Annotated in this window: 17 protein-coding genes; 8 read left to right on the top strand and 9 right to left on the bottom strand. The window is 62.4% G+C overall.

Annotated elements, in window-relative coordinates; genetic code table 11:
- Positions 1–14: 14 nt before the first annotated feature.
- Together QLG12_RS03920 and QLG12_RS03915 are read left to right on the top strand one after the other, a co-directional pair.
- Complete coding sequence (locus QLG12_RS03920) at positions 15–2261, top strand: TonB-dependent siderophore receptor (RefSeq protein WP_282473954.1); 2247 nt, start codon at positions 15–17, stop codon at positions 2259–2261.
- Positions 2262–2446: 185 nt separating this feature from the next.
- The gene (locus QLG12_RS03915) at positions 2447–2653 is read left to right on the top strand and encodes a hypothetical protein (protein WP_201818332.1); all 207 of its coding nucleotides are present in this window, start codon (positions 2447–2449) and stop codon (positions 2651–2653) included.
- An 82-nt stretch (positions 2654–2735) separates the two neighbouring features.
- Here QLG12_RS03915 and QLG12_RS03910 read toward each other — a convergent pair whose 3' ends face one another.
- The 7 genes from QLG12_RS03910 to QLG12_RS03880 form a co-directional block, all read right to left on the bottom strand.
- Positions 2736–3233: a GNAT family N-acetyltransferase gene (locus QLG12_RS03910; protein ID WP_007957513.1), complete on the bottom strand. Its 498-nt coding sequence runs from the start codon at positions 3231–3233 to the stop codon at positions 2736–2738.
- Between the two features lie 98 nt (positions 3234–3331).
- Positions 3332–3913, bottom strand: coding sequence for a DinB family protein (locus QLG12_RS03905; RefSeq protein WP_282473953.1), 582 nt, complete (start codon positions 3911–3913; stop codon positions 3332–3334).
- Between the two features lie 16 nt (positions 3914–3929).
- Positions 3930–5048, bottom strand: coding sequence for a cell division protein ZapE (zapE, locus tag QLG12_RS03900; protein WP_197868191.1), 1119 nt, complete (start codon positions 5046–5048; stop codon positions 3930–3932).
- A 22-nt stretch (positions 5049–5070) separates the two neighbouring features.
- A complete protein-coding gene (locus QLG12_RS03895; RefSeq protein ID WP_007957516.1) occupies positions 5071–5412 on the bottom strand; it encodes a nuclear transport factor 2 family protein in 342 nt (113 codons plus the stop codon).
- A gap of 50 nt (positions 5413–5462) precedes the next feature.
- Positions 5463–6179, bottom strand: coding sequence for a YafY family protein (locus tag QLG12_RS03890; RefSeq protein WP_197868192.1), 717 nt, complete (start codon positions 6177–6179; stop codon positions 5463–5465).
- An 88-nt stretch (positions 6180–6267) separates the two neighbouring features.
- A complete protein-coding gene (gene speB, locus QLG12_RS03885; RefSeq protein ID WP_282473952.1) occupies positions 6268–7227 on the bottom strand; it encodes an agmatinase in 960 nt (319 codons plus the stop codon).
- 26 nt (positions 7228–7253) lie between these two features.
- A complete protein-coding gene (locus QLG12_RS03880) occupies positions 7254–8345 on the bottom strand; it encodes an extracellular solute-binding protein (protein WP_197868193.1) in 1092 nt (363 codons plus the stop codon).
- Positions 8346–8444: 99 nt separating this feature from the next.
- On the opposite strand from QLG12_RS03880, the gene QLG12_RS03875 reads away from it, so the two are divergent.
- From QLG12_RS03875 to QLG12_RS03860, 4 genes are all read left to right on the top strand, one after another.
- Positions 8445–9344: a LysR family transcriptional regulator gene (locus QLG12_RS03875; RefSeq protein WP_282473951.1), complete on the top strand. Its 900-nt coding sequence runs from the start codon at positions 8445–8447 to the stop codon at positions 9342–9344.
- A gap of 99 nt (positions 9345–9443) precedes the next feature.
- Entirely contained in the window at positions 9444–10910 is a 1467-nt protein-coding gene (locus QLG12_RS03870; protein ID WP_085667096.1) for a nucleobase:cation symporter-2 family protein, read from the top strand.
- Between the two features lie 70 nt (positions 10911–10980).
- Complete coding sequence (locus tag QLG12_RS03865) at positions 10981–11454, top strand: LEA type 2 family protein (protein ID WP_282473950.1); 474 nt, start codon at positions 10981–10983, stop codon at positions 11452–11454.
- Positions 11455–11504: 50 nt separating this feature from the next.
- Entirely contained in the window at positions 11505–12062 is a 558-nt protein-coding gene (locus QLG12_RS03860; protein ID WP_197868195.1) for a GNAT family N-acetyltransferase, read from the top strand.
- On the opposite strand, the gene QLG12_RS03855 is transcribed toward QLG12_RS03860, so the two are convergent.
- Positions 12052–12975 (bottom strand): carbon-nitrogen hydrolase family protein, encoded by a 924-nt coding sequence (locus QLG12_RS03855; RefSeq protein ID WP_197868196.1) that lies wholly within the window; start codon positions 12973–12975, stop codon positions 12052–12054. The genes QLG12_RS03860 and QLG12_RS03855 overlap by 11 nt on opposite strands.
- An 84-nt stretch (positions 12976–13059) precedes the next feature.
- Between QLG12_RS03855 and QLG12_RS03850 the strand changes: the two genes are divergently transcribed.
- A complete protein-coding gene (locus QLG12_RS03850) occupies positions 13060–13974 on the top strand; it encodes a LysR family transcriptional regulator (protein ID WP_282473949.1) in 915 nt (304 codons plus the stop codon).
- Here QLG12_RS03850 and QLG12_RS03845 read toward each other — a convergent pair whose 3' ends face one another.
- A complete protein-coding gene (locus tag QLG12_RS03845) occupies positions 13975–14229 on the bottom strand; it encodes a hypothetical protein (protein ID WP_007957535.1) in 255 nt (84 codons plus the stop codon).
- A 153-nt stretch (positions 14230–14382) separates the two neighbouring features.
- On the opposite strand from QLG12_RS03845, the gene QLG12_RS03840 reads away from it, so the two are divergent.
- Entirely contained in the window at positions 14383–14700 is a 318-nt protein-coding gene (locus tag QLG12_RS03840) for a DUF883 family protein (protein WP_007957537.1), read from the top strand.
- Positions 14701–14752 lie beyond the last annotated feature (52 nt).

Here is a 14752-nt window from a genome sequence, read left to right as displayed (position 1 = left end):
AGGAGTCGGCTGCGATGTTCGCGCCCATCACCCGTTCCATGACCCTGACCCTTGGCCTGTGCAGCGTTGCATTGAGCCCGGATCTGCTGGCTGAAACCGACACGGAAAAACGGTCGCCCGCCGCTGCGCCGGCACTCGAGCTGGCGTCCACCAGCGTTACCGCCCAGGGTCTTGGCAGCACCACTGAAAACACCCACGCCTATACCACCGGCGCCATGAGCACGGCGACGCGGTTGAACCTGTCGATCAAGGAAACCCCGCAATCGGTGTCCGTGGTCACCCGTCAGCAGATGGATGATTTCAAGCTCGGTACATTGTCCGAGGCCATGAGCCAGACCACCGGCATCGTGGTGCAGCACAACGATTCGGATCGGGTCAGCTACTCATCCCGCGGCTACTCGATCAACAATTTCCAGATCGACGGGATGCTCAACACCTTCCAGTACATGAAGTCCGATTCGGACACCATCATCTACGACCGCATCGAAGTCGTGCGCGGCGCCACCGGCCTGACCACCGGCGCAGGCGACCCGTCGGCGACCATCAACATGGTGCGCAAACGCCCGACCGCGCAGTGGCAGGCTCAGGCCGGTGCCAGCGGTGGCAGCTACGACGACTACTACAGTTACGTCGATGTCGGCGGCCCGCTGGCGTTCGACGGGCGCCTGCGCGGGCGCAGTGTGCTGGCCTACCGCGACCAGGGATCGTTTCGCGACAAGTACGCCCTCCAGCGGGAAGTCGGCTACGGCATTCTCGAAGCAGACCTGACCGCTTCCACCGTACTGGCCGTCGGCTACGACTATCAGGACAAACAGGTGCAAGGCTCCTCATGGGGCACCTTGCCGTATTGGAACGCCGATGGCAGCAAGGCCGGACTCGGACGCTCGACCAACATGGCGACGTCCTGGAGTTCCTGGCCCCTGCGCGACAAGACCGCGTTCGCCACCCTCGATCAGACCCTGGCCGGCGACTGGCACCTGAAAGCCGCCTACACCCACCGCAAGAGCGACACCGACGGCAAGGTCTACTACGCCGGTGCCGGTTTTCCCGAGCCTGATCGCAGCGGCATGACCGCCTACACCTCGCACATGATTGGCCCGCAGCGCATGAAGGCGTACGACTTCAACCTGTCCGGCCCTTATTCACTGCTGGGTCGCGAACATCAGATGATGATCGGCTATGGCGAAGCCGAACGCAGCTCCAGCTCGCCCTATACCGTAGACGGAGCCGTTGCACGCGACTACAGCACCATCCGCGACTGGAAGTACATGGGCGACATCGCCAAATTCCCGGACACCGTGACCGGGCTCACCAGCGCCAAAGACAGTACGCAGCAAAAAGCAGGTTATCTGGCGACCCGCCTCAGCCTGACGAACGAGTTGCATGCCGTACTTGGCACCCGCTACGGCAGCTGGAAAGCGTCAAAAACGGCCAACACCTTTGACGACAACCTGCGACTGGAAAGCGTCGATGCCAGCCGCCAGCAGCACAACGACATGTGGACGCCCTACGCCGGCCTGCTGTACGACCTGACGCCGGAGTACACCGTTTATGTCAGTTACACCGACATCTTCAAACCGCAGACCTACCGCGACGCCAACCGCAAGTTCATCGAACCGATCGTCGGCAGCAACTATGAAGTCGGGCTCAAGGGCAGTTTGCTGGACGAGCGCCTGAATCTGGCCACCGCCATTTTCTGGAGCAAGCAGGACAACGTCGCCGAAGTCGATGACTCGGTCCCGCCGGATCCTGTGACGCTGGAGGAGTTCTACACCTCCGGCGGCAAGGGCAACAAGGTCAACGGTTTCGAAGCCGAGGTTTCGGGTGAGATCCTCGACGGCTGGAACATGACCGCCGGCTACACCTACACCCACTCGGTCAACGGCGAGAAACAGCGCAGCAACACCAATCAGCCGCTGAACCTGTTCCGCCTGTCCACGGCCTATCGCCTGCCGGGTAACTGGAACGCTCTGACGGTGGGCGGCGCGGTGAATTGGCAGAGCGACGTCTACGGCAATTCCAATCGCCCGGTCGGGCGCGGCGCCAATGGCCGGATCATCACCGAGCGAGCGCGGATCAGTCAGGACGCCTACACGGTGGTGAAGCTGATGTCGCGTTACGAGTTCGACAAGCACCTGTCGGCGTCTCTCAACGTCGACAACCTGTTCGACAAGAAGTATTACGACAACGTCGGTTTCTACAACGGCGTGTTCTGGGGCGCCCCACGCACCGTGACGCTGAGCCTCGACTGGAAACTCTGACGCCCTTCCCTCGCGACCTGCACGCGTCATTCACGCGTGCAGCGTTCGTCCGATCCGCCGAGGAAACAATCGGTAAAACCTTCACTGAACGAGCGTTAACCCTTGGTTAATGCCCTCGCTGGACACTGCGCCCCGAGGCTTAGATTCATGGACGAAAGGCTCCGACATTTTTCGTAGGAGGCACCATGAAAACCACGACTGCAATCCTTGCCGGTCTACTCACCCTCGCATCCGCCAGCGCATTCGCTGAAGGCGGCGCCGAGCGCATGAGACATTACTGGGCCAATTTCCCGGTTCATTCCGCACAGAGCCAACAGGCTGAAGCGAAGACCCACGAACTCAAGGTTCCGGACGACCAGACCGCTCAGGTCACCGAGTCCTATCGCCCTTGAGCGAACGCTTTACCGATGGACCTGCGATGGCACCGCTCTGGCCTCGCAGATGACAGTTGGGCGCCCTTATCGGGCGCCTTTTTTATGCCTGCAGATCCTTGATCCAGAACAGCATGCGCCCGTGACTCGGGTCGAACATGCCCGGCGCGAAGCCGAATTTGGCATAGGAATTTTGCGCGACGGCGTTGCCTTCAAGCACCTCCAGGGTGATCTTGCAGCAACCACGCTGACGGGCAATGTCCTCGACCTTGCGCAACATTTTCTGGCTCAACCCCAAACCGCGAAATTTCGTCACCACCGACACGTCATGCACATTGACCAGCGGTTTGCAGGCAAACGTGGAAAACCCTTCAAAGCAGTTCACCAGCCCCGCCGGCTCGCCACCGACAAACGCCAGGACGCTGAACGCGTGGGGCCGCTTGGCCAGTTCGGCGGGCAATTGCTGCAACAGTTCGGGGGCAATGGGATGGCCGCCACCCATCGGGTCTTCGGCGTAATGATTGAGCACCACACCGATGGCCTCGGCATGCACCGGGTTGGTGTAACTGGCTTGAAGCACAAGAATTTCTGCGGAATCCATTTCCTTCCTCAATCGCACGGGGCCCCGGCGCGTTTGATACGCACTGATAGGCTCGGCGACCTTAGCGCGAGGCAGGCCCCGGCGACAACCCGGCGTTTTCAGTGCCCCCAGACAAGCTCTTCGGTCCAGCCCAGTTCGGCAAAATCCTCGGCTCGCAAACCGGACTCGCCGGCACAGAAAAACTCGTCCAGTTGCGGCGGTTTCACCGAAGTGCCACTGAGCATCGCGTGGACCTGGCCACGATGATGGATCTGATGCTCGAAAAGGTGGGAAATCATCCGCAGACGACTGTCGTGCTGCGGCGTGTCGCGGGCGATGGTGACGATGCGCGACAGATCGGCATCGCGCAGTTGCTCGCAGTAGGCGATCAGCCTGCGGTCGACATGGGCCTGCTCACGGCGCAAGGCCTGCGCCTCGGTCAAGGGCTCGTCAGCGTTGAAGAACACGTAGCAATCGGGATGCGGTTCGTCACCGCGCAACTCACGCTCCAGCGCGTCGACGTAGAACCAGTCGCAGGTGAGGATGTGGTTGAGGGTCAGGCGGATGCTCGGGAAGAAACTGACCCGTGGCGCTGCCAGCTGCGTGTCGTCGAGCTGGCTCCAGGCCTTGGCCAGTCGATGGTTGGCCCAGGCATTCTGATAGGCCATGGTCAGCAAATGGTGGGACAGTGGCTGAGTCATGTCGCGCCCTCCGTGTTCAGGTCTCGGCGAAGCGTTGCAGCTGCATCTCCTGCAAGCGGCTGAGGGTTCGGCGGAACGGGAATTCCAGATAGCCCTCGGTGTACAGCGCGTCCATCGGCACTTCGGCCTCGATGTACAGCGGCACCTTGCGGTCGTAGCACTCGTCGACCAGCGCGATGAAGCGGCGCACGCCGTCGTCATGCACCGACAGTTGCGGCAATTCGCGATCACCGGCCACCACCCGCTCCGCGCCGTCCTCGGTGCCGCGGGCGATCCGCCCCTCGCGTTTTTTCGCGCTGAGGTTCGGCACCTCGCTCAACAGGATAGCCCGGTAGGTGTCGCACAGCGCGATGAAATCCATGGCGGCGAACGGTTGCTCGCACAGATCGGCATAGCGGCACCACAGCACCGAATCGCTGGCCTGCACTACGTTCAGGGCGCGGTAACCCACCGGCACCGGTTCGGCGCTGACGGTTTGCCCGGCGGCCAACGCGTCGAACACCTGGCTTAGCGCGCTGCCCTGCCCCGGCTGAGTGACCCAGTAACGCTGCTCGATGGCGCCGGGGTGCAATCGGTGATCTTCGGCGCCATTCACCGCAACCACTTGCATGTGCTGCTTGATCGCGGTGATTGCTGGCAGGAAACGGTCGCGGTTGAAGCCGTCGGCATACAGCTGATCCGGCGGCAGGTTGGAGGTGCAGACCACCACCACGCCTTCGTCGAACATCACCTGAAACAGGCGCCCGAGAATGATCGCGTCACCGATGTCATTGACGAACAGCTCATCGAAACACAGCACCCGCACCTCGGCCGCCAGCTCACGGGCCAGCGCCCGCAATGGATCGGCGATCCCGGTCAACTGAAAGGAGCGCTGGTGCACCCAGCCCATGAAGTGATGAAAGTGCTGCCGCCGCGCCGGCACCCGCAGGCTTTGATGGAATTGATCCATCAGCCAGGTCTTGCCGCGCCCGACCGGGCCCCACAGGTAAACGCCGGTGACCGAACGGGCACCGGCGTGCAGGGCTTCATGGCATTTTTGCAAGGCCCAGACCGCGTGTTCCTGGGCTTCATCCTGGATGAAGCCCTTGTGGTCGACGGCGTATTGCCAGGCGCTCAAAGGGGAGTCGAAAGTCATGCGCGGCAGTATGCCACGATGGCTACAGGGAAATATCCAGCCGAGCGATTTTGCCCTGTTCGTTAAGCCGGAACGTGTAGCGCAACTCCAGCGGGCTGCCGGGAAACGTCCCGGAAATCAGCCCTTGCACCAGCACTTTGCCGGTGCGCTGCTGGACGCCGAGTACTTCGACCCGTGGCTGATAGCGCTGGGCGGTGTCCTGCATCCAATTGGCAATGGCCTGCGGGCCGACCTGATGATGGCCTTCATCGAACACGTGGGCATCCTCGGCAAAAAAACTGCCGACCCGGGACGTATCGCGAGCATTGGCGGCGTTGATGTACTCAACGATGGCCGGGGCGAGGATCGAGGTGGGATGGAACATGGTTACAGCTCCTTTTTCGGGTTCTGGCGCCATCCTAGAACACCTCTGCGTCAGTTCCTGTCAGGAGTGAAACGGCCGTTTTCGTCCAGTTGCATCAACCGCTGCCACGTCCGCAACAGGTCGCTGCGCCGCCCCGGATAGCGCTCGCCCTGCAGGCTGGCGGCGGCAATCCGGTCGGTGCGAAAGGTGCGATAGGCGCCGCGCAACTCGCACCACGCGACGATGATCCGCACCTCGTTGAGAAAGCCCAGCGCCAGCGGCCAGATCAAGCGCTGACTCTGCACCTGCTGCGCATCGGCGTAATCGATGTGCAACTTGGCCTGATCGCGGATCGCATGGCGGAACACATTCAACGGCACCGCGTTTTGCGGAAAGCCGTAGCCCGGCGGCCCGGGCATGACGGTTGGATTGCGCAGCGCCTCCTGGGCCTGCGGGTCCAGCACTGCCGCAATTTTTGCCAGCGCATCCGCCGCAGCCTTGCTCAGCACCTCGTCGCCACGCTGATCGACATAACGCAGGCCCAGCACAATGGCTTCGGTCTCGTCGGCGTTGAGCATCAGCGGCGGCAGAAACAGACCGCTGCGCAGCACATAACCGATGCCCGCCTCGCCGTGGATCGGTGCACCGAGTGCGGTCAGTTCGGCGATGTCGCGATAGAGCGTGCGCTCGGAGATTTCCAGCTCGCAGGCGAGCGTCGCGGCGGTCACCGGGCGTTTCTTGCCACGCAGCACTTGCAGCAGGGTCAACAGGCGAGTGGTTCGCGACACGGCGGGAGGCTCCGGACAAAAATTTGCCGGAGCTTAGCAGAGCCTGGTGTCAGAAATTGTCAGGAGCTTTCACCAGACTCGGAGGAGATCACGCGTCGACTTTGTGCCGGGCCGCGTACAGGCAAAGCATCTCCATGGCCAGGGTCGCCGCCGCCAGCGACGTCACGTCCGCGTGGTCGTAAGCCGGGGCCACCTCCACCACGTCCATGCCCACCAGATTGATCCCGCGCAGGCCGCCAAGGATCTCCAGCGCCTGCACTGTGCTCAGGCCGCCGCACACCGGGGTGCCAGTGCCCGGCGCGAAGGCCGGGTCGAGGCAATCGATGTCGAACGTCAGGTACACCGGGTTATCGCCGACCCGCGCACGAATCGCCTCGACAATCGCTTCGCAGCCACGCCGATGCACCTGCCGCGCGTCCAGCACCTGAAAGCCCTGATGATCGTCATTGGTGGTGCGCAAACCGATCTGCACCGAACGCGCCGGATCCACCAGCCCCTCTCGCGCCGCGTGCCAGAACATGGTGCCGTGATCGACCCGCTTGCCGCCCTCGTCTGGCCAGGTGTCGCTGTGAGCGTCGAAGTGAATCAGCGACAGCGTGCCGTGCTTGCGCGCATGGGCCTTGAGCAGCGGATAGCTGATGAAGTGGTCGCCGCCGAAGGTGAGCATCGCGCTGCCGGAGCTGAGAATTTGCTCGGCGTGGGCCTCGATGCTTTCCGGGATGGTGTGCGGCGAGCCGTAATCGAAGTCGCAATCGCCGTAATCGATCACCGCCAGATGATCGAACGGATCGAACGCCCATGGCCAGTGCCGTTCCCAGGCAATCCCGGTGGACGCCGCACGAATCCCGCGCGGCCCGAAACGCGCGCCCGGACGGTTGCTGGTGGCGGTATCGAACGGCACGCCGCTGACCGCCACGTCCACGCCGCGCAGGTCGCGGCTGTAGCGCCGGCGCATGAAACTGGTGATCCCGGCGTAGGTACTTTCGGCAGCGGTGCCGTAGAGGCTGTCACGGGTCAGGGCCTGATCGTTTTGCATGGGCACGTCCATCGGTGTGTTCCTGTTGTTATGAAGGGCTATTGGCGGCTACGGAAAGTGGTCCACAAGCGCGTGCGCTGGCGCATGTCCTTGAGGCTCATGCTGCGGTCGGCGTACAGCCGCTCGCGCACGTCGGGTTTCGGGTAGATGTCCGGGTCGTTGCGCACCGCTTCATCCACCAGCGGCGTGGCGGCCTGGTTGGCGGTGGCGAAGAACAGCGTATTGGTCAGCGCCGCCACGGATTCGGGGCGCAACATGAACTCGATGAAGGTGCGCGCGGCCTCGGGATGCGGCGCGTCTTTGGGAATGGCGAGGTTGTCCTGCCACACCAGCGTGCCTTCCCTGGGAATCCGGTACGCGACCTCAAACGGCTTGTTGGCCTTGCGCGCCTGGTCGGCGGCCATGCTCGCGTCACCGTTGTAGGTCAGCGCCAGACACACGCTGCCGTTGGCCAGATCGTTGATCTGCCGGCCGGTGGCGACGTACAGCACCGAGGGCTGCAACTTCTGCAACAGGGCTTCGGCGGCGGCCAGATCGGCCTTGTCGGTGCTGTAGGGATCTTTACCGAGATAGTGCAGCGCCAGGCCAATCACCTCCTGCGGTGAGTCGAGGATCGCGATCCCGCAATCCTTGAGCTTGCTGGCGTATTCGGGCTTGAACAGCAGATCGAGGCTGTTGAGCGGCACATCCGGCAGCCGCTGTTTGACTGCCTCGACGTTCATGCCCAGGCCGAGGGTGCCCCAGGTGTACGGCACGCCGTAGCGGTTACCGGGATCGACCGCCGCCAGTTTTTCCAGCAGATCGGGATCGAGATTGGCGTAACCCTTGAGCCCTTCGTGGGGAATTTCCTTGAGCGCTCCAGCGGCCAGACCTCGGGCCAACACGCTGGACGAAGGCACCACTACGTCGTAACCGCTGCCGCCGGTGAGCAGCTTGGTTTCCAGCACCTCGGACGTATCGAAGGTGTCGTAGCGCACGTGAATGCCGGTTTCCTTTTCAAAGCGCTGCAAGGTTTCGGGCGCCACGTAATCGGCCCAGCTGTAGAGGTTGAGCGTCTTGTCCTCGGCCTGGGCGGCGATGGAGACAGAGAGCAACAGCGCGGGGAAACACAGCTTGAACAAGGGAGCCATGACGAACACCTGACCGAAGGAAGTGGTGGCAGGATGCGCCGTCGGATACATTCGAGAAATATCAAGCTTGTTAACCTGACTTTATCCGGGAGTAATGTGATGCTCGGTCAGCTCCACGATGTCGATCTTCAGCTTTTGCGGCTGTTTCTCGGCGTGGTCGAAGCCAATGGCTTCAGCGCGGCGCAGGGTGAACTGGGCCTGAGCCAGTCGAGCATCAGCCAGCAAATGGCCAAGCTGGAAACCCGCCTCGGCTATCGGGTGTGCAACCGGGGCAAGGGCGGTTTCAGCCTGACGCCCAAGGGCGAACAACTGTTGATTGCCGCCCGCAGCCTGTTCGATTCGATCGAAACCTTCCGCCATCAATCCAACGGCGTCGCCGGGCGCTTGATCGGTGAAGTGCGGCTGGGTCTGTCGGAAGCGGTGGATCAATCGGTGCTGCAACGGGTGGCCGATGCGATCCGGCGCTTTCGCGAGCGGGATGAATCAGTGCGCATCGAGCTGATCAGCGCCATGCCCGGCGAAATGGAGCGCCTGCTGCTGCAACAACGGCTGGATCTGGCCATCGGTTACTTCTCCCAGGTGCAGAGCGCGTTCGACTACCGCGAATTGTTCAGCGAAACCCAGCATCTGTACTGCGCGCCCGGCCATCCGCTGTTTACCGACGAGGCGCCCGATGATGCGGCGTTGCAGGCCTGCGACCGGGTCGATCACCCTTACCGGTTTCTGCGCAGTGACGAGCCGTTTCAGGGCAAGCTCTGCTCAGCACGCTCGGAACAGGTCGAAGGCACCCTCGCCTTCATTCTGTCCGGCAAACACGTCGGTTATCTGCCCAACCATTACGCCCGCCAATGGCAGGACAAGGGCCTGTTGCGACCGGTGCGCGAAGGCGAGTTGAGCTTTGACGTGGCGTTCCATCTGGCCCGGCATCGGGCGCAGGTGCCCGGCGATGCGCAGAAGGTTTTTGAAGAAGATCTGCTGTCAGCCTTTGGTCGAACCTGACCTTTTGGGCAGTTTTAATGCGTTGCCCTCATCCCTCGCTTGCGGCATCCTGCGCACCCATTTTCCGACCCGGCCCCGCATTGCGGCACGCAAACCACCATGACCGTCTCTGAAAAAGCCCCGCGCAACAACGATCTGATCTACGGCCTCAACGACCGTCCGCACTTCACCGCAACGGTGTTTGCCGCCCTGCAACATGTGCTGGCCAGCTTCGTCGGCATCATCACCCCGACCCTGATCATGGGCGGCGCCCTCGGCCTGCAAAGCGAAATTCCGTACCTGATCAGCATGGCGCTGTTCGTCTCGGGGCTCGGCACCTTCGTTCAGGCCAAGCGCTTCGGCCCGGTCGGTTCGGGGCTGCTGTGCCTGCAAGGCACCAGTTTTTCCTTTATCAGCGTGATCCTCAGCGCCGGTTTCATGGTCAAGGCCCGGGGCGGCGGCACCGATGAAATTCTCTCGACGATCTTCGGCGTGTGCTTCTTTGCCGCGTTCATCGAAGTGGTGCTGAGCCAGTTCATCGGCAAGTTGCGCATGCTGATCACCCCGGTGGTGACCGGCACCATCATTACTCTGATGGGCCTGTCGCTGATCAAAGTGGCGATGACCGACATTGCCGGCGGCTTCGGCGCGGCGGATCTGGGCGCGGCCAGCCATGTGTTCCTGGCGGCGCTGGTGCTGGGCACCATCGTGGTGTTGAACCGGGTTGATGTGCCGTTCTTGCGGTTGGGCGCGATTGTTATCGGCCTGACCCTCGGCTACGTGGTGGCGTGGCTGATGGGCACCGTGGATTTCGCCAACCTGCCCGAAGTGCCGGTGGTCAGCGTGCCGGTGCCGTTCAAGTATGGTTTCAACTTCGACTGGGTGGCGTTCGTGCCGGTGGCAGTGATTTTCCTGGTGTCGCCGCTGGAAGCTGCCGGTGACCTGACCGCCAATTCGATGATTTCCCGGCAACCGGTCAAAGGCCCGCTGTACATCCGCCGGATCAAGTCCGGGCTGCTCGCCGATGGTCTCAACTCGGCCATGGCCGCCGTGTTCAACAGCATGCCGATGGTGACTTTCGCCCAGAACAACGGGGTGATTCAGCTCACCGGCGTCGCCAGCCGTTACGTTGCGTTTTTCATTGCCGGTCTGCTGGTGCTGCTGGGGCTGTTCCCGATGATCGGCGCGGTGCTGCAACTGATGCCGAAACCGGTGCTCGGTGGCGCAGAGCTGGTGATGTTCGGCACTGTGGCGGTGGCCGGGATCAAGATCCTCGCCGAGGCCGGCCTGCATCGGCGCAACATGCTGATCGTGGCGATTTCCGTCGGCATGGGCCTGGGCATCGCCGCCGTGCCGGAAGTGCTGCGTGAACTGCCGCAGGCGCTGCGCAATATTTTCGAGTCGCCGATCACCGTCGGCGCGCTGTGTGCCATCGTGCTGAATATCTTCCTGCCGGAAGAATTCATCGAACTGGAAGAAGATGACTTCGACCCGGAAGCCTCTATCCTTCAGGTCATGGAAAACCCCGACCTGCCGGCCAAAGCTGAACCCGCCGCGCCGGCCGCTGTCGCACAGTTGAACCGTTGATCCTGTCCGCTCCTTGAAAAAAGGGCTGATACCGGCGACGGTTCAGCCCTTTTTCAATGAGAGAGCATCAATGCGCCGCCTCCAAGCCGTCATCCTGTCCCTGCTTCTGCTCTCCCTCAGCGCCTGTGCGCTGTTCCCCAACCGCGATCCGGTGAACATCAACGTGGTCGGCCTCGAACCGCTGCCGAGCCGGGATCTGGAAGTTCGCTTCGCCATCAAGCTGCGGGTGCAAAACCCCAACGAAACCGCCATCGACTACAACGGCATCGCGCTGGATCTGGAGGTCAACGGTCACTCGCTGGCGTCGGGTGTGAGCGATCAGACCGGCTCGATTCCACGGTTTTCCGAAACCATCGTCAGCGTCCCGGTGAGCATTTCCGCGTTCTCGGTGCTACGCCAGACCTTGGGCCTGAGCCAGACCCAAACCCTCGACAACCTGCCCTATGTACTGCGCGGCAAACTGGCCGGCGGGTTGTTTGGCACGATGCGCTTTGTCGATACCGGCAAGCTCAGTCTGCCGAGGGCCAGTGCCGCGACCTGGTAAAGATGCGGTAGCCTGCACGGCCCACTGTCAGAACATGGAAGCCGTGGTTTATGGAAGACACCCCAACGTTGTACACCGAACGGCTGATCTTGCGTCCGCTTGAGCTCGCGGATGCCGAGGCCATCCAGCAGCAATTTCCCCACTGGGAAGTGGTGCGATATCTGAACGTTTTCGTGCCCTGGCCTTATCCGGACGACGGCGCCCTCACCTACCTGCGTGACATTGCGCTGCCTGCCATTGCGGCAGGCAAAGAGTGGCACTGGACGATTCGCCTCAAATCGGCGCCGGAGCAATTGATCGGCAACATCAGCCTGATGGACGAGCCGGACAACCACCGTGGGTTCTGGCTCGCCCCGGCCTGGCAGGGTCAGGGCCTGATGACCGAAGCCAGTGAAGCCGTGACCCGGTACTGGTTCGAAAGCCTCGACAAACCATTGATGCGCGTGCCGAAAGCCGCACCGAACATTGGCTCGCGAAAGCTCTCGGAACGCGCTGGCATGCGCTTGATCCGCACCGACGAGGACGACTTCGTTGGCGGCCGCTTCCCACGGGAAATCTGGGAAATCACCCGCGAAGAATGGCGGCGCCGACAAACCGTCAAACCGTGAATCGCACACCCGGTTTAGCCCGCTCGTCGACGCTCAACTCGAACACATCCGGCCGCGCATAGTGGCCGACCACGTCGTAGTCGTAGCGGGCGCGCACCAGCTCTTCGGTGTCGATCTCGGCGGTGAGCAGCCCGGCCTCGCCGCGCAACGGCCCGGCCAATACGTCGCCCATCGGCCCGACGATCACGCTGCCGCCGGCGATCAGCGGTCGATCCCCCGGCCAGTTGGCGATCTCCACACCCAGTTCATTCGGCGAGGCCTGCACCTGACAGGCGCTGACCACGAAGCAGCGCCCTTCATGGGCGATGTGACGCATGCTGACCTGCCACATCTCGCGTTCGTCCACGGTCGGCGCACACCACACTTCAATGCCTTTGGCGTACATCGCCGTGCGCATCAGCGGCATCATGTTTTCCCAGCAGATCACTGCGCCGAGCTTGCCGACCTGCGTGTCGAGCACCGGCAGCGTCGAACCGTCGCCCTTGCCCCAGATCAGCCGCTCGGTGCCGGTGGGCATCAACTTGCGGTGCTTGGCCACCAGGCCGGCCTGCGGGTCGAAATACAGCGCCGTGCAATGCAAGGTGCTACCGGCCCGTTCGATCACACCGATCACAAGATTGGCCCCGGTGCGCACCGACAACCCGGCCAGCGCTTCGGTTTCCGCCCCCGGCACATCGATGGCGTTGGCGAAGTAACGGGCGTAGGCCTCGCGGCCTTCCGGCAAGCGATAACCCAGTTGCGTGCCGAAGCCCTCGCCTTTCGGGTAACCACCGAGCAAGGCTTCGGGCATTACCACCAGCGCGGCGCCGGATTCGATGATCGCGGTTTCCCAGCTGAGGATCTGTTCCAGGGTTTCAACCTTGCCACCGGGCAAGGCGCCAATCTGCAGGGCGGCAACGATTGATTTGGGCATGGCGGTCACTCCGTGAGGTTCAGGTGTTGCTCATTCTCCGGCGCCACGGGATCATGAATAAAGACCGATCCGCTGCTGATTGATATGAGCCAAATGAATATCGAAACCGTTGACCTCAACCTGCTGAAAGTCTTCGAAGCCCTGCATGAAGAGTCCAGTGCCAGCCGCGCGGCGTTGCGTCTGGGCGTGACTCAATCGGCAGTCAGCGCAGCCTTGCGTCGGTTGCGCGAGGTGTATGGCGACCAATTGTTCGTGCGTACCGGACGGGGTTTGGCCCCGACGCTCAAGGCCAACCAGTTGAAACCGGTGGTCAGCGATGCGCTGAACAAATGTCGGCAAAGCCTGGCCATGGTCGACCCGACCGCCAACCACTACGACGGACGCTCGGTCACTGTGGGCCTTTCGGACGACTTCGAGATCGCTTACGGCCGGCGGCTGATCGAGGAAATCGCCCGCCGCGCGCCGAAACTGCGGCTGATCTTTCGCCAGACCCACAGCCAGATCGTCGCCCGGGCGCTGATGGAGCGGAGCATCGACCTGGCGATCACTGCCGGCGGGTTCGCCGAACGGCTGCTCAGCCGTCAGGTGTTGGGTGAAGGGGGTTATGCGTGTCTGGTGGATCCGGCGAGCCTGGCGCCAGGCCAGCAGCAGATCGATCTGGAGGAGTTCGTCACCCGCGAGCACCTGCTGGTGTCGTCGGGCGGTTTTATCGGGATCACCGATGAAGGGCTGGCGGCGCTGGGCAGGACTCGCCGGGTCTGCGCCTCGACCACGCATTTCGCGGCGTTGCCGCACCTGCTCAAGGGCAGCGAAGCGGTGGCGACCATTCCGACCCACGCCGCGCAGGCCATTGCTTCAATGAGCGGGCTGGCGTTGCTGCCCTGCCCGCTGGCGCTGCCGCGCTACCCGATCGAACTGGGCTGGCGCACCAGCACCCAGATCGATCCGGTGGTACTGACGGTGCGCGAAGCGATAGGCGCCAGTTTCAGAACCGAGTGATTACTTGTTGGCCGCCATCAGGCGATTGACTTCACTGCGCACCATGTTGGCGAATTCCGGCGGCGACATGCCGTCCAGTTCGGCGCGCACGAATTCGGCCCATTTACCCTTGCGCTTGGAGCGCTCGCCAAACAATCGTGCGGCTTCGCCCTTGGCTTTGCCCAAATTGTTCTGCCAGAGTTCGAACAGTCGGGATTTTTCATCTTCCAGCGCGGCGCGCTCTGCGAGGGATTTGTCGGCCAGATTGAAACTCATCGGGAATTACCTGCTGCATGAAATGGCGACATCTTACACGCTGGACGGAAACCTCTGACGCTGGTTTTTGCTCCGGATGGAAAATCGCTGCAACTTTTCAAGGCACGCCACACTCCATTGTTCACTGTCCATTCACCTGCAAGGAGTCACCCAATGGCCCGGAAAACCGCCGTTCAAGCCGCCGAAGACCAAATCAAGGACCAGGCCTTCAGCGAACTTCAGGCGCTGATCGAAGAGTCGGAAAAACTGCTCAAAAGCAGTGCCTCGCTGGTCGGCGAGGAAGCGGAGACCCTGCGCGGGCAAATCGCCCAGAAATTGCAGCAGGCGCTGGATTCGGTCACCAGCGTGCGTGACCGCACCAAACCGGCGGTGGACGCCACCGAGAGCTACATCGGCGGGCATCCGTGGCAGACCGTGGCGATCTCCGCCGGGTTCGGTCTGGTGGTCGGATTGCTGCTCGGTCGCCGCTGAGCACGAACAAAAAAGGCGAGCCCTGGGGCTCGCCTTTTTCATGCCCGGCAAA

The organism is Pseudomonas sp. V88_4 (genome assembly GCF_029967985.1).
In the GTDB taxonomy this organism is placed as follows: Bacteria; Pseudomonadota; Gammaproteobacteria; order Pseudomonadales; family Pseudomonadaceae; genus Aquipseudomonas; species Aquipseudomonas glycinae.
The sequence above is the reverse complement of the archived record's forward strand: the minus strand, read 5'-3'. Positions and strand labels throughout refer to the sequence as shown.

What these genes read in the sequence shown, in the direction of transcription:
- QLG12_RS03920 (WP_282473954.1), top strand. Translation starts at nt 15, where the DNA reads ATGTTCGCGCCCATCACCCGTTCCATGACCCTGACCCTTGGCCTGTGC.
- QLG12_RS03915 (WP_201818332.1), top strand. Translation starts at nt 2,447, where the DNA reads ATGAAAACCACGACTGCAATCCTTGCCGGTCTACTCACCCTCGCATCC.
- QLG12_RS03910 (WP_007957513.1), bottom strand. Translation starts at nt 3,233, where the DNA reads ATGGATTCCGCAGAAATTCTTGTGCTTCAAGCCAGTTACACCAACCCG.
- QLG12_RS03905 (WP_282473953.1), bottom strand. Translation starts at nt 3,913, where the DNA reads ATGACTCAGCCACTGTCCCACCATTTGCTGACCATGGCCTATCAGAAT.
- zapE (WP_197868191.1), bottom strand. Translation starts at nt 5,048, where the DNA reads ATGACTTTCGACTCCCCTTTGAGCGCCTGGCAATACGCCGTCGACCAC.
- QLG12_RS03895 (WP_007957516.1), bottom strand. Translation starts at nt 5,412, where the DNA reads ATGTTCCATCCCACCTCGATCCTCGCCCCGGCCATCGTTGAGTACATC.
- speB (WP_282473952.1), bottom strand. Translation starts at nt 7,227, where the DNA reads ATGGACGTGCCCATGCAAAACGATCAGGCCCTGACCCGTGACAGCCTC.
- QLG12_RS03880 (WP_197868193.1), bottom strand. Translation starts at nt 8,345, where the DNA reads ATGGCTCCCTTGTTCAAGCTGTGTTTCCCCGCGCTGTTGCTCTCTGTC.
- QLG12_RS03875 (WP_282473951.1), top strand. Translation starts at nt 8,445, where the DNA reads ATGCTCGGTCAGCTCCACGATGTCGATCTTCAGCTTTTGCGGCTGTTT.
- QLG12_RS03870 (WP_085667096.1), top strand. Translation starts at nt 9,444, where the DNA reads ATGACCGTCTCTGAAAAAGCCCCGCGCAACAACGATCTGATCTACGGC.
- QLG12_RS03865 (WP_282473950.1), top strand. Translation starts at nt 10,981, where the DNA reads ATGCGCCGCCTCCAAGCCGTCATCCTGTCCCTGCTTCTGCTCTCCCTC.
- QLG12_RS03860 (WP_197868195.1), top strand. Translation starts at nt 11,505, where the DNA reads ATGGAAGACACCCCAACGTTGTACACCGAACGGCTGATCTTGCGTCCG.
- QLG12_RS03855 (WP_197868196.1), bottom strand. Translation starts at nt 12,975, where the DNA reads ATGCCCAAATCAATCGTTGCCGCCCTGCAGATTGGCGCCTTGCCCGGT.
- QLG12_RS03850 (WP_282473949.1), top strand. Translation starts at nt 13,060, where the DNA reads ATGAGCCAAATGAATATCGAAACCGTTGACCTCAACCTGCTGAAAGTC.
- QLG12_RS03845 (WP_007957535.1), bottom strand. Translation starts at nt 14,229, where the DNA reads ATGAGTTTCAATCTGGCCGACAAATCCCTCGCAGAGCGCGCCGCGCTG.
- QLG12_RS03840 (WP_007957537.1), top strand. Translation starts at nt 14,383, where the DNA reads ATGGCCCGGAAAACCGCCGTTCAAGCCGCCGAAGACCAAATCAAGGAC.